Here is a 21,503-nt window from a genome sequence, read left to right as displayed (position 1 = left end):
AACCGTCACGCGTCGAAGCCCGCCTGGCCCGCCTGCTCGCCATCTGCGGACGCTGACCACCGAATCTGCAGCCTTTAATCGCGGAAACCGCGACCAAAGGCTGCAGATTTCTGGCGTGCCCATCCAGGCCGCCGGAACTCAGGATGCGGCGAGCCCTGACCCCTCACCGGCACGGTCGATCCCGAGGTGATCACGCAAAGTGGTTCCGGCGTACTCGCTGCGGAAGCTGCCGCGCTCCTGCAGGATCGGGACCACCTCGTCGACGAAGCGATCGAGTCCGCCCGGCGTGACGTGCGGAACCAGAATGAAGCCGTCGCTGACATCGTTCTGCACGTACTCGTCAATGCCGTCGGCGATCGTCTGCGCGCTGCCGATGAAGGACTGGCGTCCGGTCACCTCGATGATGAGTTCGCGGATCGACCAGTTGTTGGCCTGAGCCCGCTCCCGCCACTCGCGCGCCGTCTCCAGCGGGTCACGGTACATCCGCACACTGGCCCGGCCGCGGGCGATGGTGTGCTCGCCGATCACCGGATCGAAGTCGGGAATCGGACCGTCCGGGTCGACGTCGGACAGATCGCGGTTCCACACCTGCTCCAGGAAGCGCAGCGCGGTCGCACCACTGACCTGGGCCAACCGCACCTCATGGGCGAGCTCGGCGGCTTCGCCATCGGTGTCGCCCAAGACGAATGTGGCCGACGGCAGGATCAGCAACTGCTCGCTGCGGCGGCCGTACTTGGCCAGCCGGGACTTGACGTCGCGGTAGAACTCACGCCCGGCGTCATATGCACTGTGCCGCGAGAAGATCGCATCGGCCTTGGCGGCGGCGAACTCCCGGCCCTCCTCGGAATCACCGGCCTGGAAGATCACCGGGCGGCCCTGCGGACTGCGCGGCACCGAGAACTGCCCGGCGATGTCGAATTGCTCACCGTGGTGCTCGAATTCGCCGACCGCACCATCACGCAGGAACTGGCCGGACTCCTTGTCGGCGACGATCTCGTCGCCGTGCCACGACTCCCACAGTTCCAGCGCGGTCTCGAGGAATTCCTTGGCCCGCGAATACCGCTGCGAACTCGGGAGATAGCCGCCGCGCCGGAAGTTCTCGCCGGTGAACTCATCCCACGACGTCACGACATTCCAGGCCGCGCGGCCGTCGGTGAGGTGATCGAGGCTGGCGAACTGCCGTGCCACCTCATAGGGCTCGTTGAAGGTCGAATTGATGGTGCCGGTCAGCCCCAACCGCTCGGTGACCGCACCGAGTGCGGCGAGAACGGAGAAGGTGTCGGGGCGCCCGACGACGTCGAGGTCGTAGATGAGGCCGTTCTGCTCCCGCAACCGCAGACCCTCGGCGAGAAACAGGAAGTCGAATTTGCCGCGTTCGGCGGTGCGGGCGAAATGCTCGAACGACTCGAACTCGATGTGACTGCCGGAGTCCGGATCACTCCACACCGTCGTGTTGTTGACCCCGGGGAAGTGGGCCGCGAGATGGACTTCTTTGCGATGAACTGACATGTCGGTCTCCGATCAGGCTGCGTAGCGGTTGGCAGGACGGGTGAGCCCGAGATGCCCACGAAGTGAGGTGGCGGTGTAGTCGGCCCGGAACCGGTTGCGGCGCCGCAACTCCGGGACCAGCTCACGGGTGATGGACACGAGGTCGTCGGGCAGTGCGGCCGGCCGCAGCCGCACCCCGACCGCGCCGCTGTCGGCCTCGGCGTCGGCGCCGACGAATTCCTCGATCCGGTCGGCCAGGCCGGCGGCCGTCCCGACGAAGATCTCTGCGTCACTGAAGAGCTCGGCACCGGCATGCGCATCGAGGCGCTCGGCGCGCTGCGCCGCCTCCGCGTCGGTGGCACCCAGGATGACCACCAGATCGTTGAAGACACGGACCGGCTCACCGTCGCGCCCGGCCGCGCGGCGGGCCGCGTCGATCTCGCCGACGATCTCGGTGGCCTCCGATGCGCTGTGCGCGGTGATGAATCCGATGTCACCGGCGCGCCCGATCAGATCCCATGAGCCGCTGTTGTGTCCGAGGAGGGCGATCGGCGGTTGCGCCTGCGGGGAGCGCGGGGTGATCGACGGGCCCCGGACACTGAAGTACTCGCCTTCGAAGTCGATGTAATGCAACTTCTCGCGATCGATGAACCGGCCGGTGGCGGCGTCGCGGATCTCGGCGTCGTCCTCCCACGAATCCCACAGGCGACGAAGAACTTCGGCGTAGTCGGCGGCCTCGGCGAACAGCGCGTCGACGACCACCTGGTCGATATCGCCGGGCACCAGATCGGGCAGGGTCCGCCGGCCGAACAGCCGGGCGTCGGCAGCCGACCCGTCGACCCGCAGCTGCACCCCGGCCCCGCCGCGTGCGGCGTAGTCGAGCGTCGCGATCGCCTTGGCGGTGTGGAACGGCTCGGTGTGGGTGACGATGCCGGTCGGGATCAGCCCGAGCCCGCGCGTCGTCGGTGCCACCCGATTGGCGATGAGCACCGAATCTACGCGGCCCCGTACGCGATCGGTCCGGCTGTCGGGGGTGAACGGGTTGTCGCGCTGCAGCCCGAGGCCGTCGTCGATGGTGACGAAGTCGAGCGCAGCGGACTCGGCCTCGGCCACCAGATCGTTCCAGTACCGTCCGGAGAGCAGTTCGGTCGGGCGGGCATTGGGTTCGCGCCAGGCACCGGGATGCCACCCGGCATCGGACAGTGCGACAGCGAGATGTATCTGGTCAGGCATGAGCGGTCTCCTTGGCGGTTGGGGTGCGGCCGTGTCCGGGGATGGCCGCGATGAGTTGACGCGTGTATTCGTGTCGGGGCGTGGCGAACACGGAGTCCACCGGACCTTCCTCCACGATCTGGCCGCCGCGCATCACGGCGACCCGGTGACTGATCTGGCGGACGACGGCGAGGTCGTGCGAGATGAACAGCAAGGCGATCCCCTGCCGCCGTTGCAGATCGGCGAGCAGTCGCAGCACCTGTGCCTGGATGGTGACGTCGAGCGCCGAGACCGGCTCGTCGAGGATGAGCAACCGCGGCGTGGTCGCCAGCGCGCGGGCGATTGCCACCCGCTGGCGCTGCCCGCCGGACAGGGCGGCCGGTGGTCGCCGCGCGAACTCGGGATCGAGTGCGACGGCCTCCAGCAGTTCGGCCACGCGAGCGCGACGCTCCGCCTTGGGCGTGCCACGCATCGGTTCGGAGATGATCTGTGCGACCGTGAGTTTCGGGTTCATCGAGGAGAACGGGTTCTGGTAGACGAAGCCGACGTCGGAGCGGCGATCGCCGACGTCGACCGTGCCCGCGTCGTGGCTCTCGAGTCCCGCGAGAATACGTGCGGTCGTCGTCTTTCCCGACCCGCTCTCGCCGACGATCGCAAGTGTCTCGCCCGCCCGCACCGACAGCGACACATCACCGACGGCGGTGAGCCGATCGCCCCGGCCGATGCGGAAGGTGCGGGAGATGTGATCGGCCCGTGCCACGATCGGTGCGTCGTCCGCAGGGCCGGCCGGGGCCAACGTCTCCGACGCGAGACCGGGGGCGTCGGCGATGAGCCGGCGGGTGTAGGCGTGCTGCGGGTCGGTGAGTATCTCTGCGGTGGGCCCGCTTTCGACGATGCGCCCACCCGACATCACGATCAGCCGATCGGCGCGGTCGGCCGCGACGCCGATGTCGTGGGTGATGAGCAGGATCGACGACCCGTTGTCGGCGGCCTGCGCCTCGAGATGATCGAGGATGCGTCGTTGCACCGTCACATCGAGTGCGCTGGTGGGCTCGTCGGCGATGATCAGTTCCGGCCCGCATGCCATGGCCATCGCGATCAGCACGCGTTGCCGTTGCCCGCCGGAAAGTTGGTGCGGCAGCTGCGCGTAACGCAGTTCCGGGTCGTCGAGTCCGGCATCGGTCAGATGCTCCAGCGCGTGGATGTGGGCGGTCTTGCGGGCCGCACGGCCATGAATCCGCAACACCTCGGCCACCTGGTCGCCGACGCGCTGCACCGGATTGAGGGCGGTTCCCGGGTCCTGCGGGACCAGCCCGATCCGCGCGCCCCGGATACGGTTGAGCGCGCGGGGCGCGAGCCCGTCGATCCGCATGTCACCGAGGCTGATCTGTCCCGACGTCCGGGCCGAGGGCGGCAGCAGCCCGATGATGGCGTGCGCCACCGATGTCTTGCCCGATCCGGACTCCCCGACCACGGCGACCGTCTCGCCCGGCTCCACCACGAAGCCGACGCCACCGACGGCCTCGGTGTCGGTTCTGCCCATGCGGTAGTGCACGCTCAGGTCGGCGACGTCCAGCACCGGGCTCATCGGTCCTCCCCCGCCGAGATGCGGTGTCCGATGGTGTGGGCCGCCAGTACGACCGCGACGATCGCCAGACCCGGCAGCGTGGTCATCCACCAGGCCGTCGCCAGATAGTTGCGGCCCTCCGAGATCAGCGAACCCCATTCGGGTGCCGGCGGCGCCGCCCCGAAACCGAGGAACGACAACGACGAGATCAGCAGGATCGCCATCCCGAATTCCGCTGCCGCCAAGGCGAGTACGGGCGCATACGAATTGCGCAGGACGTGGCGGACCAGGATCACCGGGGTCGGCACACCGAAGGCCCGCGCCGCCTCCACGTAGGGCGCGTGACGCACCCGCAGCACCTCGGCACGCATCACGCGCGCGAAGCTCGCGATCAACACCACCGCGACGGCGATCGCCACCTTCGTCGTCCCGAATCCGAGGGCGGCCACGATCGCCAGTGCCAGCAGAATCTGCGGGACGGCGAGCATCACGTCGATGGCCCGCATGATGATTCCGTCGGCGACCGGTCCCGCGGCACCGGCGAGCACGCCGAGCACCGAGCCGATGACCAGGGCCACCGCGACTGCCCCGATCGTCGCGGACAGCGACAGTCCGGCACCGTGGACGAACCGGGCGTACACGTCACGTCCGAGGTTGTCGGTGCCGAACCAGTGCTGTGCGCTGGGCGCCGAGAGCTTCTCCGAGGGCACCGCCAACAGCGGGTCGCGGCTGGTGAACAGCCCTGGGAACACGGCGAATCCGAGTGCCAGCAGTACCACGACCGCACTGAGTGCCACGGCGATGTTGGCGCGCAACCACGTCCACACGACGCCGGGGCGCAACCGGCCAGGGGCCCACGACCACGACGCCGGCGAGACGCCGGTGTTGGATGACTCAGACATTGGTCAACTCCGTAGCGGTGTCGTCGGTATCCGCCCGACCGTTCGCCGGGCCGTTCGCCGACCGACCGTCCCGCGACCGGCCGGTGAGAATGCGGGGATCCAGGAACGGATAGACGACGTCGACAGCCAGGTTGATGCAGACGAAGACGAGAGCGGAGAACGTCACCAGGGCCAGCACCACCGGAATGTCCTGGGCGAGAACGGCACTCTGCGCCAGCTGGCCGACACCGGGCCGCGAGAACACGGTCTCGACGACGACGGCACCGCCGAGCAGATTGCCGACGATGACACCCGCGACCGTCAGCGCGGGCAGCGACGACACCCGCAGGATGTGGCGAGCGATGACGCGGCCGCGACTCGCACCTTTCGCGGTGGCGGTCTGCACGAACGGCTGGGCGTCGGTGGCGGTCATACTCGTGACCAGCACCTGTCCGAGTACCCCGGCATAGGGAATCGCGAGGGTGACCGCCGGCAGGACGAGCGAACCCGGCCGGGTATCACCGAACGCCGGGAACCATGCCAGCCGAAAGGCGAAGACCTGCAACAACACCAGGCCCACCCAGAACGTGGGGAGCGCGACGACCAGCGACGGTATGGACAGCAGGATGCGGCGCAACGCCGAGAACCGCGTCCACGTGGCCAGTACGGCCAGACCCACGCCCAGCACCACGGCCAGTGCGACCGCGGTGAGGGTGAGGGCCACCGTGCTCGGCAGCGCGTCGAAGATGACGTCGGTGACCGGCCGGCCCTGGGAGATGGAGATCCCGAAGTCGCCGTGCAGCGCGCCGGTCAACGCCGACCAGTACTGCTCCCAGATCGAACGGTCAAGCCCGTAGCGCGCTTTCAGCGCAGCCACCGCCGCCGGGTCCACCGGCGTGGACGCATCCCCGGAGGTGGCGATCGTCACCGGGTCCGAGGGCAACAGGATCAGGATGATGAACGCAACCGTGAAGGCGGCCCACAGCACCCCGATCGCCGCAGCGATCCGGGTCGCGAGATAGCGGACCATCCCGGTCACCGACCCGAGAGCCAGGTGTCGTGGAACTGCAGTCGTGCCGACGCGTCGAAGGCCACCTGATGCGCATTGCCGGCCGCACCGATCGCCTGCGACAGCTCGATGGTGGGGATGAACAGACCGTGGTCGACGATCTGGGTCTGTGCGGTCGCCAGATCGGCGTTGCGGGCGGTGATGTCGGTGGTGGTCTGCTGCTCTGCCAAGGCGGTGTCGAGGGCCGGGATCGGGCCGCGCCGGTTCAGGTTTCGGGCGTTCAGCCCGAACTGGGTACGCAGGATGTCGCCGTCGGCGCGGGTCACGTTGTAGTAGATCGCGTCATAGTCGCCGGAGTTCTGGCGGACGGTCGCCTCGGCCGCCGGGACCACGTCCAGCTTCATCTCGACGCCGACGTTCTTCAGCTGCTGCTGCAACAGTTCCAGGATCGCCTGGTTACCGGCGAACACCGGACTGTAGAGCACCGAGAACGACAGCCGCTGACCGTTTTTGGCACGGATGCCGTCCGGGCCGGCGGCCCAGCCGGCCGCGTCGAGGATCTGCTTGGCCTTGCCTGCGTCGAAGGCCAGTGCCGACGTCTCGGCATGGAAGCCGGGGGTGTTGGCGGCGAGCACTCCGGTGGCCGGGTGGAAGTCCTTGTCGAGGACGGTGTCGACGAGTTCTTGGCGGTTGATCGCAGGCAACAACGCCCGGCGCACCTGCTCATCGGCCAGTGCACTTCGGGACACGTTGGGCTGCAATCCGAACGGGACGCCCGGGTTGACCGCGGTGAGAACCGAACCGCCGGCCGCGGTGATCTGCTGCTTGTCGTTGGGCAGGGCGTCACTGATGACGTCGAGTTGCCCGGAACCCAGCGACCCGGTGCGCACACCGGACTCGGGCACGACGGTGAAGTCGATGGCGTCGAGGTACGCCTCACCCTGATGCTTGAACGCCGCCGAACCCCAGGCGTAGCCGGTTCGTTTGCGCAGCGCCGCCGAGCGGCCCTGCTGCCACCCGCTGTAGACGAAGGGCCCCGAGCCGACATTGGTGCCCTGGCACCGCGCTTCGGCCGACTGGGCGGTGGTGGCGTCGGATTGCAGGCCGAGCTGCGGCGTCGAGGTCGACTGCAGGAATTGGGCATTCGGTGCGGAGAAGGCGATCCGGGCGGTGAGCGGATCGACCACCGTCGTCCCGGTGTAGCCGCTGAGATATGTTGCGGCCAACGGCGCCTTCGCCCCGCCGAGCGTGTTCACGATGGCGTCGAAGTTCTTCTTGACCGAATCGGCGGTGAGCTTGGTGCCGTCGCTGAAGGTCACATTCGGCTTGAGGTGGAAGGTGAACACCTTCGCGTCCGGGCTCACGTCCCAGCTCTGCGCGAGCCACGGCTTGAGTTCACCGCTGCCGGGCACCTGATCGGTGAGCGAGTCGACGATCTGCCGCGTCACATAGATCGTCTGGTTGGTGCCGCTCTGGGCCGGGTCCGAGCAGGTCGGTGCGTCGGACAGGCCGTAGCGCAGGGTGCCGCCGGACACGGGCGGGCCGGCGTCGTCGGAGCTCGAGGAGCCCGACCCGCAGGCGGCCAGACCGGCAACTGCCAGCGCGGCAACAGATGCCGTCGCGACCCGGGCGACGACGGAGGTGCGCACGCGCATCAGATAAGGCCCCATTTCTTGGCGAGAAGTTCGTGTGACCGGAGTCGGTCGTGGTGGTCATAGGTGACCGAGGTGATGACGAGTTCGTCTGCGTCGGTGAGCTTTCCGAGTGCGGCGAGGCGGTCGACGACGGTATCGGGGCTGCCGACGAATTGGGTCTCGATGCGATCGGCGACCAATGCCTGCTGCTCGGGGCTCAGCGGGGTCGCGGTCCGCGGGTCGGGATACGGGATGGCCCCGTGTCCGCTGCGAATGCTGTACACCCAGTGGCCGTAGGTGGACGCGAGGCGCTGTGCGGTCTCGTCGTCCTCGGCGACCACCACGTCGGCGGAGACCACCACGTAGGGCTCCGACAGCGTGTCCGACGGCCGGAATGCAGCGCGGTAGGCCTGCACCGCCTCGAGCGTGGTCCCCGGGCTCACGTGGTAGTTCGCGACGAACGGCAGCCCACGGGCGCCGGCCACCTGTGCGCTCTGGCCCTTGCTGCTGCCGAAGATCCACAGTTCGACGTCGGCGCCCTCTCCGGGTACGGCGTGCAGCTCCAACCCGGACGGGCTCTGATAGGTGCCGTCGAGCAGTGCGGCGATGTCGGCGACCTGATCCGCGAAATCGGGCGGCTGCGCACCCGGCTGGGTGAGCACCTCGAAGCTGCGGGCAAGCCTCGAATCGGCCAGCAGCGCAGTCACATCGACGCGTTCGGGGATGATCACGCCGTCGACGGTCCGGCTCGGCGGCCGGGTCGCGGGTGGCGCGGGTGGTGCACTCTTCGCCGGTCCCTTCTGCGCCGCACCGAGTGCCTCGGCCCGACGCTGCCCCGATCGGCCGAGACCCAGGTCGATCCGGCCCGGATGGAATGCGTCGAGGAGGCCGAACTGCTCCACCACCGACACCGCCGTGGTCTGGCCGACCTGCACGGCCGCCGACCCGACCCGAATGCTCTGGGTGGCCGAGGCGATCTGGCCGATCAGCACCGCCGGATTCGAGCCGGCGACGGCCACGAAGTGGTGTTCGGCCACCCAGTACCGGCGATACCCCCACTGCTCGGCGTGCCGGGCGAGGTCGATCGCATTCGCCAGCGCGGCAGCAGCATTCGATCCCTCGCTGATCGGTGCGAGGTCGAGCACCGACAACGGGGCACGGTCATGGAAACCCACGGGGTATCTCCCATCGATCCCGGCGTTAGCACCCTGACGGGTTGCTGCGACGTCGACAAGCCGGGTCTCTCGGTCGCTCCAGATGGTCGATTCACGGTAGGGCCGCCTCGCGACGCGCGGCAAGGCAGCGCGGATGTGACGACGATCGACCGCTTTCCCGCCATCGATATGCTGGCCGGAGTTTCGACCACTGTGCGGAAAAGGCGGCGCCCACCTCCCCTGCCTGGCCGCCGAAATCGATTCATCTCACCGGACGCTTCGCGAATGGCCGAGTTGCGCGCCTTCTCTGAATTAGGCGAGCCTCACCTCATGCTCATACGGTGTTCTCGCCTGCTGCTGATCCTGACCGCCGTGAATCTCGGCCGAGCGCGTCGACGTGTTCGGCTCCAACCTGCCGGCGCCGTCAGGCGGCGCCGCGCTCCTCCATCTCCTCCAACCGGTCGATCACGATGCGGGCGAATACTTCTTGCTCGGTGACCGCGAGTTGGTTGCGGCTGCGCGAGGTGAAGGCGAAGGTCCAGTCGACCACCGTCGTGAAGCGATTGCGGAATCCGACGAGATAGACCAGGTGCAGGAACAGCCAGCCGAGCCACGCGAGGAACCCCGAGAACTCGATGCGTCGCGAGGTACCGGGAATCGGTACGGTCGCCACCGCCGAAAACCGCGACACCGTCGCCATCGACCCTTTGTCCCAGTAGGCGAAGGGCTTTCGGGTGCGGTATGTCCCGGCCAGACGTGCAAGGATGGCGTCGGCTGCGTAGCGGGCCGACTGGTTGGCCGCAGGTGCGAGCCCGGGGACCCCGTCGAGCGCCATCATGTCGCCCACGACGAACACCTCCGCGTGACCGGGCAGGGACAGGTCGGGCTGCACTCGCACCCGGCCGGCGCGGTCGATCTCGGCGCCGCTCTGCTCGGCGAGCCGAGCGCCCAGCGGACTCGCCGACACCCCGGCCGACCACACCTTGCACTGACTCTCGATGCGCCGGATGGCGCCGTCGGCATCCTTGACGACCAAGCCGTCGTAGTCCATGTCGACGACCATCGCACCGAGTTGCACGTCGACTCCCAGCGCACGCAAACGCTTTTCGGCACGCTTCCCGAGTTTGCTGCCGAACGGTGGCAGCACCGAGGTAGCGGCGTCGAGCAGGATGACACGCGCCTGCGTCGGGTCGATCGACCGGAACGTGCCGCGCAGGGTCTTGGCGGCCATCTCGGCGATCTGCCCGGCCATCTCGACGCCGGTGGCACCCGCGCCGACGACGACGAAGGTCAGCAATCGGGCACGCTCGTCCGGGTCGGTGGACAGTTCGGCCTGCTCGAACGCCCCGAGGATCCGTCCGCGCAACTCCAGCGCATCGTCGATGGTCTTGAGCCCGGGCGCGAACTCCGCGAAATGGTCGTTGCCGAAATAGGATTGGCCGGCACCCGCCGCGACGATCAGGCTGTCGTAGTTGGTGACGCTGTCCCGCTCCAGCAGCCGCGAGGTCACCGTGCGGCGGTCGAGGTCGATGTTCTCGACGTCGCCGAGAACCACCTGCACGTTGCGCTGCTTGCGCAGCACCACCCGCATGGCCGGCGCGATCTGCCCCTGCGAGATGAGGCCGGTGGCCACCTGATAGAGCAGCGGCTGGAACAGATGATGGGTCGTCCGCGCGATCACGGTGACGTCGACGTCGGCCTTCTCGAGCCGGCGCGCGGCAGCCAGTCCCCCGAAGCCGGAACCGATGATCACCACGTGGTGGCGACCCGAAGGCGCGTCGGCGATGGGGTCGAGATGATTCTGCATTGCGCGTGGATCTGGCTCTGCCATGGCACGTTCCTTCGTCGAGGATCGACACCCAGGCGGACGATGTCGGGGGAACGTGCTCCTTGCCGGTCGATTCCGGCTGCGCCAGTCGCACCGTCGAGGTTAGCGCACGATCGCGCCCGGCGCGAGGATCTGCTCGCTACCGAACGGCGACGTGTCAGGTGATGGCCTTCATCACCCGGTCGGCCAGCGCGGGCGACAGGTAGTCGAGGACCGGAAGCAGAGTCCGCAGCCCGGCCGGGGTCACCTCCTCGGGGCGGTGGGTGATCGCACGTACGATCCAATCCGCCGCCTCGCCCACATCCAACGCATGCAGGTCGTTGTATTCTGCTGTGGGAGTGATCATCTCGGTCCGAACCAGCGGAAAGTAGACATTCGTGGCAGACACGCCCGGATGCGGCCGTTCGGCATTGAGACTGCGGCCGAAGATCGCAAGTGCATCCTTTGACGCCGCGTAGGCCGAGAAGCGGGGAAATGTCCCGGCCATCAGTCCCCAGGTGCAGATGTTGACGATCTGCCCGGACCCGCGCTCCACCATCCCCGGCAACAATCCGAGCGATAGTTGTACCGCGGCAAAGTAATTCAACGCCATGGTGCGCTGATAGTCGTGTAGACGATCGGTCGACTCGATGATCGGTCGCCGGATCGAGCGGCCCGCGTTGTTGACGAGAACATCGATGTCCCGCTCGACCAGTTCACCGAGGAGTCGACGCACATCGGCCTCGTCGGCGAGATCGGCGACCGCATAATCACAGCCGGTCTCCTCGGCCAGCGCACGGAGTTCGACCTCGCGCCGGGCGACGGCGACCGGGTGCGCGCCCCGGGCGACAAGCGCTCGCACGGCCTCGCGGCCGATCCCGGCGGAGGCGCCGGTCACCACGATGGTCAGGCCGGCGAGATCGCGGCCCGGACCGGTGACCCTCTCCTCTAGCACCGTCGGCAGCAGTGACCGGCGCTGCATCAGGTCGAAGAGTGCGCCGCTCACATCCACACCCATGATCTGACCTTCCCTCGGCTATCGGGTCCCCACCTTATTCGGTCGGGTTCTGTGCGCGAGTCCGGCCCCGTCACCCGCGAAAATCGGGCGCCATCGTGGGCTCCGCAGGAAAGCGAACCGAGTTTTCACGTACGTCACATCGGCGCAACGGCCTGGGCACGAACCGCTCATAGCTTCGTATCGCTCGTACAACGCCCCCGGCTCCGCGCAGGAACTCGTCGGTAGTCGGGGACCGAACCCAGGAGTACCCATGAGTGGCAGCATGTCGCGACGTCAGGCCATCGAGGCCGTGACCACCTACGAGATGGAAACCGATGGCTTCCCCGAGCCGTTGGCCGACACATTCGGCCGCAACGTCTTCACGTTGTCGGTGATGAAGTCGCGTCTTCCCAAGCATGTGTTCAAAGCGGTGTCGGCCACCATCGGCAAGGGTGCACCGCTGGATCCGACGCTCGCCGACTACGTCGCCTCGGCGATGAAGGACTGGGCGATCGAGATGGGCGCCTCACACTACGCGCACGTCTTCTATCCGCTCACCGGCTTCACCGCCGAGAAACATGACTCGTTTCTCGAGCCCGACGGCGCCGACGGGGCACTTGCCGAGTTCCAGGGCAAGACGCTGCTGCAGGGCGAGCCCGACGCATCGTCGTTTCCCAACGGCGGCCTGCGTGGCACCTTCGAGGCCCGCGGCTACACCGGATGGGACGTCACCAGCCCGGCCTACATCCTCGAGAACCCCAACGGCAACACCCTGTGCATCCCCACGATCTTCATCTCGTGGACCGGTGAGGCCCTCGACAAGAAGACGCCGCTGCTGCGCAGTCAGCAGGCCATGAGTAAGCAGGCCATGCGGCTGCTCACGTTGTTCGGCCACACCGACGTCGACACCGTCGTCTCCTATGCCGGCGCCGAACAGGAGTACTTCCTGGTCGACCGCCACTTCTACTTCGCCCGGCCAGACCTGATGACCGCCGACCGCACGCTCTTCGGCGCACAGCCGTCCAAGGGTCAGGAGTTCGACGACCACTACTTCGGCGCGATCCCCGACCGGGTGCTGGCCTTCATGATCGAACTCGACCGCGAGCTGTTCAAGCAGGGCATCCCCGCGAAGACCCGCCACAATGAGGTCGCGCCCGGCCAGTTCGAACTCGCCCCGGTCTTCGAGAAGTCCAATCTGGCGCACGACCACCAACAGCTGATGATGACGACGATGAAGCGGGTGGCCGAACGCTACGGGATGGTCTGTCTCCTGCACGAGAAGCCCTTCGCCGGCGTCAACGGGTCGGGCAAGCACGTCAACTTCTCGCTGGGCAACAGCAACCAGGGCAACCTGCTGAATCCGGGCGACACCCCGCACGAGAACGAGCAGTTCCTGGTGTTCTGCGCGGCGATCATCCGCGGCGTCCACAAATTCGGCGGACTGCTGCGGGCCTCGATCGCGTCGGCCTCCAACGACCACCGGCTCGGGGCAAATGAGGCACCGCCGGCCATCATCTCGATCTTCCTCGGCGAACAACTCGCCGACGTCTTCGACCAGATCGCCAAGGGCGGTGCCAAGGAGAGCAAGGCGACCGGGGTCCTCGAGCTCGGCGTCGACACCCTGCCACCACTCAAGGCCGACGCCGGCGACCGCAACCGCACCAGCCCATTCGCGTTCACCGGCAACCGATTCGAGTTCCGCGCCCCCGGCTCCAACCAGTCGATCGCCGATCCGATGATCGCCATCAACGCGATGCTGGCCGAATCCCTGGACCACGTGTGCGACTTCCTCGAGAAGGAGACCGGCTCGGGCACCGCATTCGACTCGGCGGTACAGAAACTGCTCGAGCAGATCATCACCGACCACGGCCAGGTCGTGTTCAACGGGGACGGCTACTCCGATGCCTGGCAGGCCGAGGCGGCCGCGCGCGGCCTGCTGAATCTGCGTACCACCGTCGACGCCATGGCCCAGTTCGACAAGCCGGAGATCAAGGCCCTGATGAGCAAGTACGGCATCCTCTCGGAGCGAGAACTCAAGGCGCGCAAGGAAGTCGTCCTCGAGCAGTACGCCCTGGCGCTACTGGTGGAGGCCAAGGAGACCCTCGAGATCGCCAAGACGATGATCTTGCCGGCAGCGACCCGCTACATGGGTGAGCTGGCCTCGACGGCCGCGAGCCTGAAGGCCGCGGGCATCGACATGGAGACCCCGGCTCTGCTGACGATGACCACCTCGGTCAAATCGCTCAACAAGAAGATGGACGTGCTCGAAGAGTCCATCGGCGGATTCCATGGCGACAGCGTCGAAGCAGAGTCGGAATATGCGCTCACCACGCTGATCCCGGCGATGACCGAAGTACGTGCCGCCGCGGACAAACTCGAGACGATCGTCGCCGACGACCTGTGGCCGCTGCCCACCTACTGCGAGATGCTGACGATTCTCTGAGCTGTCGGGGTTCGCCGACGGTATGCACCCGAGATGAATCCAGCCCGTTTGCTGGCCGACTTCGCGAATGTGTGTCCTACAGCGCACACATTCGCGAAGTCGACCCATATCCGCTGTGCAGCCGGGTCGGTGACGGTCAGCGGCCGGCGGCCTGGACGCGGGCCTGGATCGCGTTGACGAACACCGACGATATGTCGGCGGCGGTCTTGGCGACGTAGGTGGTGCCGCCGGTGGCCGCGGCGATCTTGGCCAGCGCGTCGGTGTCGGCGTCCTCGGAGATCCCGATCGTGAGCACCAGCACCGGCCGGGCCGGATCCTCGAGCTTCTTGAGCTGCGCGAGCAGTTGGTCGAGGCTGATGCTCTCGGGGTCCTCGTTCTGTCCGTCGGTCATGATGATGACGCTGTTGGAGTAGTTCGGGTCATAAGAGTTCTGGACCTCTTTGAACGCCGCCAGCGTGGTGTCGTACAGACCGGTGTTCCCGCCCAGCTTCTGCGGGGCCAGGCCGTTGCGTACCGCGGTGTCGATTTCCTGGCGGTATGTCTGGCCGTTGGCCGCGGGTGCGTCGAGGCGACGGATGGGGGCGATCTGGTCCCAGTCCTGGCCGTTGGGTCCTTGGTCGGTGCTGAACGTCCAGACCCCGATCTGCGCGTTGTTCGGAAAGAGTTGCAGCCCTTGATGAGAGGCGTCGATGAGTAGCTGCGCGCGGGTCTCCGAACCGATCGCGGTCTGCATCGAGCCGGACGTGTCTTGCGCCACGAGGGTGCGGATCGGCACGCCGAGCACCTGCCACTGGCGCAGGGCCTTGTCGACCTGGGCCGGATCGCGCAGCGAGAGCACCTGCACCGGCGCACCGGTGCCGTAGGGATGATCCACGTCGGCCGGCTGACCGCCCGGCTTGCGGAAGGCGGCCTGCGCCAACGGCTTTCCGTCGTCACCGGCGATGGCAGCGGCCAGCGCCTTACCCGCGTCACCGGCGGTATCCCGGCGGGACGAGCCCGCGGTGTTGACCAGTGGGTAGTCGAGCAGCACGGTGCCGTCGGCGGGGATCGCGAACTTCAATTGGGATCCCGGATGAGTGCGCATGAACATCACGTACTGCTGTTCGGTGGTCACCACCGGTACCTCGGAGGTGTTCGCCAGATTCAGCCGTGTGCCCTCGCTATCGCCTGCCTGGCGCACGTTGTTCTGCTGTACCGCGAGGACGGTCATACCCTGCAGCAGCTGCGTCTCGCTGAGCTTGCCCGCATTGACCTCGGCGAGCGCTCCGACGATCGGCGCGTCACCACTGCTGGTATCGACGGGGCTGCCCGCACGCAGGTCGGGCAGCTTCATCACCTGCTCCCAGCTGGTCAATTGCGGGAGATTCTTCCCGACGACGATCGTCGGGGTCGACGCGAGCGACGGCGAGGTCAGATCGAGTTGCTGACGCACCTGCGTGATCACCCGGCGCGCCTGCAGTTGCGAGTCGGGCACCCACAGATCGGGGCGCTGCTCGCCGCTGGTGAGCTGCCCGGGCACGTCGGCGCCGGCGACCGAATTGACCGTGTAGTCGTAGCAACTGTCCGCCGACACGGACCCGGCCGCATCACGCAACGCCGAGGCGATCGTCGGATCGGCCGCGACGGTCACGCTCTGCCGGTCACCGTCGCAGGTGCCCGAGCCCCCGAATGCCCGCCAGAGGATGAATCCGGAGACCAGCGCCGCGACCACCACCAGGGCCCCGAGCCCCCACAGCCAGGCACCTCGACGTGCCGAGCGGACCTTGCGGTGTTCGAAACCGAAATCGTCGCCGCCGGCACCGCGCGCGGCCGCGCGCTGACGGCCGGTGTCACCGGTGGCCGCGCGTTGGGGTCCGGTGTTACCGGTGGCCGCGCGCTGACGGCCGGTGTTACCGGTGGCGGCGCGTTGCGAACCGGTATTGGATGCGCCGGTGTTGGATGCGCCGGTGTTGGATGCACGCTGACGACCGGTGTCACCGGAAGCCGCACGCTGCGGGCCGGTGTCACCGCGGTTCGGTTCCGGCCGGTTCCCGGAATTCCCGGAGTCAGAGTTGTGCCGCCCCATGTCGTCCCCCTCGTTCTCGCCGACGTGCCCTGTCGGTACTCATCGCTGTCGGTTGGTCATAGCTGTCGGTGTGATGGCCGCGGTGGGCCGTATCAGCCGAACTTCTGCTGGAACGTCGCGAGCGACGTCTGCAGATCCCCGTGGATGACCTTTGCGGTCGCCATCCCGATCGGCCCGATCATCGGCAGTCCACCGAGGTCGACGGCGAACGTGATCACCGATCCCGCCCCGCCGGGCCCGACCGACAGGTCCAACTTGACCTTGATCCCGCCCTTGCCCGACCCCTTGAGACGTACCTCCCGGCCCGTCACATATTTGTCGATGACCCAGTCGATGCGCACGGGATTGCCCTTGACCTTCACGATCGAGGTGATCTTGGTGCCCTTGCCGAGTTCGTCCGGGCCCGGGACCGCGCTGCGCCACCCGCCATGCAGAACCAGCCACTCATCGAAGCGCGACAGATCCGACGCCGCGGTCCAGGTGTCCTCGGGTGACAGCTCGAGTTCGATGGAGTCGCTCGTCTTTGCCATGGTGTCGAAGCCTAACCTGTGATGACGGTGAACAAACCACGAGTATCTGACCAAGGCGATCCCCCGGTCCTTGCCGCAGCCCGATCGCTGCTCGGAATGCATCTCGTCGGTCATGGGGTGATCGCGCGGATCACCGAGGTCGAAGCCTATGCCGGCCCCCTCGACCCGGCGTCGCACGCCTTTCGGCGGACGCCCCGATCGGCGATCATGTACGGCCCACCGGACCGGTTGTATGTGTATCGCATCCACGGCCATTTCTGCGCCAACGTGGTGACCGGGCCGGACGGTCAGGCGTCGGCGGTGTTGCTACGGGGCGCCGAGGTGATCGACGGGCTGCGGCTCGCGCGCCGGCGACGCACGCCGGGTGCGGCCGACGCGGCACTTGCGCGCGGCCCGGGAAACCTCTGCCGGGCACTGGGCATCACCATGGACGACCTGGGAACCGACCTCACCGATGGCCGGCCGGTGTGCCTGCGGGCCGCGCCACCCCCGTCGGGCCGGGATGCGGTGCGCAGCGGCCCACGCGTGGGCGTCCGGCGCAACGCCGACGTGCCTTGGCGGTTCTGGATCACCGGCGACCCGACGGTGTCGGCACACCGCCGTCATCCGCGGGCCGAGGCCTGATCCCGGCGCCCGGTACTACGGGTTCTGGGGCGGTTGGGGTGGCTGGTTCTGGGGTGGCTGAATATCGTGGGGCGGCTGATCCTGAAACGACTGGTCGTGGGGCTGATTCTGGGCGTCGCCCCCGCCGGTGGCCTTGCGGGCCGCATCCTGGGCCTTGTCGACCTGCGCGGCGTACTTGCCGTGCGTCGCCTTGTCGATGTCGTCTCCGCCCTTGTCGATCAGACTCGGATTCTTCTGCAGTGCGGCCTTGGCCTTGTCGACCAATCCCTTCAGATCCATTGCCGTCTCCTCGATCGATGTTGTGGAAAGAACGGGCCCCGAGTCTATGGCGCCTCGCATGCCTCACGCCAGGGTTTGCCCGCCGGATCGGCCTCGCGGGCAGCGCGGCGATCGATCACGCGCGGCAGAATCCTCGACACCAGCTCCACGCACGCGATTCCGCATGCGGCCGCGATGAACGCGACGCTGTTCATCTGCCAGTTCGACGAATCGAGCTTGAACATGTGCTGGGTCCACGGCCACGCGAAGATGATCACGTAGGCACCGACGGAGGCGGCCATCAGCGCCGCTTTCCACCACGTGTAGGGCCGCGCGACCACGGCGAGCACGTAGAGCGCGACCGCGATCAGACAGATCAGGGTGGCGGTGGCAGCCTGGGTCTGCGGCGGCGCCAGGTTGATGCTGTCACCGCCGAGACTGACGCCGGTACCGCCGGGATTCACGATGACGTAGGTGACGAAGGCGGCGAGTCCGACGATGATGCCGTTCGGGACCGCTTGGGTGAGAACACGTTTGACGAATCCGGTGCGGGCCCGCTCGTTGTTGGGGGCCAGCGACAGGATGAAGGCCGGGACCCCGATGGTGAACCACGCCGAGATGGTCACATGGATCGGCTGGAACGGGTAACTGAGCGAGGTGAATCCGAAGATCTTCCCGGCGATTCCGGCGATCCCGACGAACAAGGCGAGCAGCACCGCGTACACCGTCTTGGTGAGGAACAGATTGGAGACGCGCTCGATGTTCCCGATGACCCGCCGGCCCTCGCCGACCACATAGGGCAGGGTGGCGAACTTGTTGTCCAGCAACACGATCTGGGCCACCGCGCGGGCAGCCGAGCTACCCGATCCCATCGCGACGCCGATGTCGGCGTCCTTGAGTGCGAGGACGTCGTTGACCCCGTCGCCGGTCATGGCCACCGTGTCGTCGCGGGATTGCAGCGCCGCAACCATCGACCGCTTCTGGTCGGGGCGGACGCGGCCGAAGACGATGCCGTCGGAGACCGCGTCGGCGAGTTCGTCGAGGTCGGTGGGCAGCTTGCGCGCGTCGACGGCGGTCTCCGGCGACCCCAGCCCCAGCGATTGTGCAACGGCGCCAACCGATCGCGCGTTGTCACCGGAGATGACCTTGACGTCGACGTGCTGCGAGGCGAAGTAGTCGAGGGTGTCGCGGGCGTCGTCCCGGACTCGTTGTTCGAGGACGACCAGGGCCACCGGGGTGAGTGTGCCCGGCACCGTGCCGGCCGCCGCGTCTGTCGCACTGTCGTCGGGTTCGGTGTCCACCGGCACGTCGGTGTGTCCGAGCAACAGCACCCGCAGCCCCGTCTCGCCGAGATCGGTGGCCAGGGTGGCCGGTCCGGAGTCCGGGTCGAGGAGCACGTCGGGCGCACCGAGAATCCAGTTGCCCTGCTCGGCATCGGACGCGTCGGCGAACGACATGCCGCTCCACTTCTTGGCGGAGGTGAACGGCTCGAGGGCGGTCAGGTGCCAGTCGGGGGCTTTCGGGTAGGCCTCGGCCAACGCGAGCACGCTGGCGTTGGGGCTGCGGTCGTTGGCGGCGAGCGCGGCCAGCACCTCCTCGACACCGGCCGGCGCGGCGGTCCCGTCGCTGTCGCTCCCGAGGCCGCGCACCTCCGACAGGCGCATCCCGTTCTCGGTGAGTGTGCCGGTCTTGTCGGCGCAGACGACGTTGACGCGGGCGAGGCCCTCGATCGCCGGCAGCTCGTTGACCAGGCACTGCCGGCGTCCGAGGCGCACGACGCCGACCGCGAAGGCGATCGAGGTCATCAGCACCAGTCCCTCGGGAACCATCGGCACGAGTGCGGCGACCATGCCCAGCAGCGACGCGCGTAACCCGTTGCCGCTGATGAACAGCTGATTGACGATGGTCAGGATGCCGGCCGGGACGAGCAGCCAGGTGATGACCTTGAGGATCTGGTCGATACCGGTTCGCAGTTCCGAGGAGACCAGGGTGAACTTCGACGCCTCGGCGGCCAGCGAGGCGGCGTAGGCGTCGGCGCCCACCTTGGTGGCCCGGTAGGCACCGGAACCGGAGACGACGAAACTGCCGGAGAGGATCTTGTCGCCCTCGGCCTTGTCGATCGGGTCGGCCTCGCCGGTGAGCAACGACTCGTCGACGTCGAGGACCAGCGACTCGACGACCTCACCGTCGACGACGATCTGATCACCGGCACCGACCTCGATGATGTCGTCGAGCACCACCTCGTCGGGCGGGATCTCGTCGACCTTTCCGTCGCGACGCACCCGCGGCCGGGTCTGCCCGACGATGGCGAGCCGGTCGAGGGTGCGTTTGGCGCGGACCTCCTGGATGATGCCGATGCCACTGTTGGCGACGATGAGCAGGCCGAACAGCCCGTTGATGAACGATCCGGTGAACGCGACGATCAGAAACAGCGTCCCGAGAAGGGCATTGATGCGCGTGAAGACGTTGGCTCGGACGATGTCGCCGACGCTGCGTCCGGACCGGTTCGGCATCGTGTTCGCATGACCCTCGGCGACGCGCTGGGCAACCTCGTCTGCGGTCAGACCCGGCCGCCGGGTCTGGGCCTGAAGGGGTTTGCTCATGCCGACGCTTCCCACCACTGCGGGTCGGTGAGCCCGGTCCCGGTCCGGTGTTGCAGGTCGATGGTGCCGCCGGGCTGCGGAACCATCACCGTGGTGGCGTTGCGGCCGGCATTCGGGAGCAGCCGCGTGATCGGGTCCGCCCAGGAGTGGCGGGCCAGCGAGAAGGTTCCCCAGTGGATCGGGATCAGCACCGCGTCGGTGCCCGCCGATCCGGACACCATCCGGTGGATCGCCACGGCCTCTTCGGGATCGACATGGACGTCGGGCCACACCGAGTCGTAGGCGCCCACCGCGATGAGGGTGAGGTCGAAGGGGCCGAGCAGCTCACCCAGGTCCTCGAAGCGTTCGCTGTACCCGGTGTCGCCGGAAAAGAACACGCGGTGAGTGGGTCCGACGATTCCCCAACTCGCCCATTGCGTCAGGTCACGGTCGAACATGCGGCCGGAGAAATGCCGGGCCGGTCCCACGGTGAAGCGTGCCTGACCGGTCCGGCCGGTGACCTCCACGCTCCCCCACAGGTCGGCTTGGCGGATGCGATCGGCCGGCACTCCCCAGGCCAGGAGATGTGCGCCGACCCCGAGCGGCGTCACGAACACGACGTCCGGCTGGGTGCGCGCGATGGTGGTCACGGTGGCCATGTCGAGGTGGTCGTAGTGGTCGTGGCTGATCAGCACCACGTCGAGTGGCGGCAGGTCGGCGGCCTCGACCGGAGCGGGGTGCATGCGGGCCGGGCCGAGTGTCTGGCTCGGGGAACATCGCTGGGAGAACACCGGGTCGGTGAGTACGCGCACCCCGTCGATCTCGACGAGTGCCGACGCGTGGCCGAGCCACGTCACCGCGAGGGCTGCGACCTCATCGGCAAACCGGGGTCGCTCCACCCGGATCGGATGCGTCGGGCGGCCCGGGCGTTTGGCCATGTCCATCGCAACCCGCAGGTCGGGCGCCACCCCGGCCGAGGGCGGCTCGGGATTGACGAAGGTGCGGCCGACCAGGTTCGGCGAGCCGGCCACCTCGCGCCAGATCGTCTCGGGATCGGCACCGATGGCGCGGGCCGCGGGCAGCCCCGCCGACGCCAGCGATCCGACGGCCGCGCCGGCGGCACGCGCACCGAGCACCCCGACCGAGCTCTTGACCCGCCCGAACACTTCGGTGGGCGTCCATTCGATGGGCATCGTCACGTCCCTCAGCGTAATGGTCCGTCCCGACGGGGACCCGCGCACTCGCCGGTAGT

At 67.8% G+C, this 21,503-nt stretch carries 16 protein-coding genes and 1 riboswitch; of the genes, 2 read left to right on the top strand and 14 right to left on the bottom strand.

The annotated features are described in order from the left end of the window. Positions 1-138: 138 nt before the first annotated feature. From ACPXB3_RS17995 to ACPXB3_RS17955, 9 genes are all read right to left on the bottom strand, one after another. Positions 139-1,509 carry an NtaA/DmoA family FMN-dependent monooxygenase gene (locus ACPXB3_RS17995; RefSeq protein ID WP_425728864.1) on the bottom strand — a complete coding sequence of 457 codons (1,371 nt, stop codon included), beginning with the start codon at positions 1,507-1,509 and terminating at the stop codon, positions 139-141. A 12-nt stretch (positions 1,510-1,521) separates the two neighbouring features. Beyond that, on the bottom strand, positions 1,522-2,721 hold the full coding sequence (locus ACPXB3_RS17990; RefSeq protein ID WP_425706623.1) for an LLM class flavin-dependent oxidoreductase: 1,200 nt from the start codon (positions 2,719-2,721) through the stop codon (positions 1,522-1,524). Then, on the bottom strand, positions 2,714-4,288 hold the full coding sequence (locus ACPXB3_RS17985) for a dipeptide ABC transporter ATP-binding protein (protein ID WP_425728862.1): 1,575 nt from the start codon (positions 4,286-4,288) through the stop codon (positions 2,714-2,716). The genes ACPXB3_RS17990 and ACPXB3_RS17985 overlap by 8 nt, the downstream gene beginning before the upstream one ends. Next, positions 4,285-5,169 (bottom strand): ABC transporter permease, encoded by an 885-nt coding sequence (locus ACPXB3_RS17980; RefSeq protein ID WP_425706621.1) that lies wholly within the window; start codon positions 5,167-5,169, stop codon positions 4,285-4,287. The genes ACPXB3_RS17985 and ACPXB3_RS17980 overlap by 4 nt, the downstream gene beginning before the upstream one ends. Continuing rightward, on the bottom strand, positions 5,162-6,178 hold the full coding sequence (locus ACPXB3_RS17975) for an ABC transporter permease (protein WP_425706620.1): 1,017 nt from the start codon (positions 6,176-6,178) through the stop codon (positions 5,162-5,164). The genes ACPXB3_RS17980 and ACPXB3_RS17975 overlap by 8 nt, the downstream gene beginning before the upstream one ends. 5 nt (positions 6,179-6,183) lie before the next feature. After that, on the bottom strand, positions 6,184-7,812 hold the full coding sequence (locus tag ACPXB3_RS17970) for an ABC transporter substrate-binding protein (protein WP_425728860.1): 1,629 nt from the start codon (positions 7,810-7,812) through the stop codon (positions 6,184-6,186). After that, entirely contained in the window at positions 7,812-8,966 is a 1,155-nt protein-coding gene (locus ACPXB3_RS17965) for an LLM class flavin-dependent oxidoreductase (protein ID WP_425706618.1), read from the bottom strand. Before ACPXB3_RS17965 ends, ACPXB3_RS17970 begins: the two co-directional genes overlap by 1 nt. 403 nt (positions 8,967-9,369) lie before the next feature. Further along, complete coding sequence (locus ACPXB3_RS17960) at positions 9,370-10,776, bottom strand: NAD(P)/FAD-dependent oxidoreductase (RefSeq protein ID WP_425706617.1); 1,407 nt, start codon at positions 10,774-10,776, stop codon at positions 9,370-9,372. 19 nt (positions 10,777-10,795) lie between these two features. Then, a riboswitch (ZMP/ZTP riboswitch) is annotated at positions 10,796-10,875 on the bottom strand. Positions 10,876-10,930: 55 nt separating this feature from the next. Further along, positions 10,931-11,764 carry an SDR family NAD(P)-dependent oxidoreductase gene (locus ACPXB3_RS17955; protein WP_425706631.1) on the bottom strand — a complete coding sequence of 278 codons (834 nt, stop codon included), beginning with the start codon at positions 11,762-11,764 and terminating at the stop codon, positions 10,931-10,933. A gap of 256 nt (positions 11,765-12,020) precedes the next feature. On the opposite strand from ACPXB3_RS17955, the gene ACPXB3_RS17950 reads away from it, so the two are divergent. Continuing rightward, positions 12,021-14,192 carry a glutamine synthetase III gene (locus ACPXB3_RS17950; protein WP_425706616.1) on the top strand — a complete coding sequence of 724 codons (2,172 nt, stop codon included), beginning with the start codon at positions 12,021-12,023 and terminating at the stop codon, positions 14,190-14,192. Positions 14,193-14,328: 136 nt separating this feature from the next. Here the strand turns inward: ACPXB3_RS17950 and ACPXB3_RS17945 are convergent, their stop codons facing one another. Then, complete coding sequence (locus ACPXB3_RS17945; protein ID WP_425728858.1) at positions 14,329-16,257, bottom strand: substrate-binding domain-containing protein; 1,929 nt, start codon at positions 16,255-16,257, stop codon at positions 14,329-14,331. 92 nt (positions 16,258-16,349) lie between these two features. Further along, positions 16,350-16,787, bottom strand: a complete 438-nt coding sequence (locus tag ACPXB3_RS17940; RefSeq protein ID WP_425706614.1) for a type II toxin-antitoxin system Rv0910 family toxin — start codon at positions 16,785-16,787, stop codon at positions 16,350-16,352. 21 nt (positions 16,788-16,808) lie between these two features. Here ACPXB3_RS17940 and ACPXB3_RS17935 point away from each other — a divergent pair, with 21 nt between their 5' ends. Then, positions 16,809-17,411, top strand: a complete 603-nt coding sequence (locus ACPXB3_RS17935; RefSeq protein ID WP_425706613.1) for a DNA-3-methyladenine glycosylase — start codon at positions 16,809-16,811, stop codon at positions 17,409-17,411. Between the two features lie 15 nt (positions 17,412-17,426). On the opposite strand, the gene ACPXB3_RS17930 is transcribed toward ACPXB3_RS17935, so the two are convergent. From ACPXB3_RS17930 to ACPXB3_RS17920, 3 genes are read right to left on the bottom strand one after another with little or no spacing between them, the layout of a single operon-like run. Next, positions 17,427-17,690 (bottom strand): antitoxin, encoded by a 264-nt coding sequence (locus tag ACPXB3_RS17930; RefSeq protein ID WP_425728856.1) that lies wholly within the window; start codon positions 17,688-17,690, stop codon positions 17,427-17,429. Between the two features lie 44 nt (positions 17,691-17,734). Then, a complete protein-coding gene (locus ACPXB3_RS17925; RefSeq protein ID WP_425706611.1) occupies positions 17,735-20,272 on the bottom strand; it encodes an HAD-IC family P-type ATPase in 2,538 nt (845 codons plus the stop codon). Beyond that, positions 20,269-21,450: an MBL fold metallo-hydrolase gene (locus ACPXB3_RS17920; protein WP_425728854.1), complete on the bottom strand. Its 1,182-nt coding sequence runs from the start codon at positions 21,448-21,450 to the stop codon at positions 20,269-20,271. Before ACPXB3_RS17920 ends, ACPXB3_RS17925 begins: the two co-directional genes overlap by 4 nt. Positions 21,451-21,503: the final 53 nt, after the last annotated feature.

The sequence above is a fragment of the Gordonia sp. DT219 genome (genome assembly GCF_049847065.1).
Lineage (GTDB): Bacteria > Actinomycetota > Actinomycetes > Mycobacteriales > Mycobacteriaceae > Gordonia.
The sequence above is the reverse complement of the archived record's forward strand: the minus strand, read 5'-3'. Positions and strand labels throughout refer to the sequence as shown.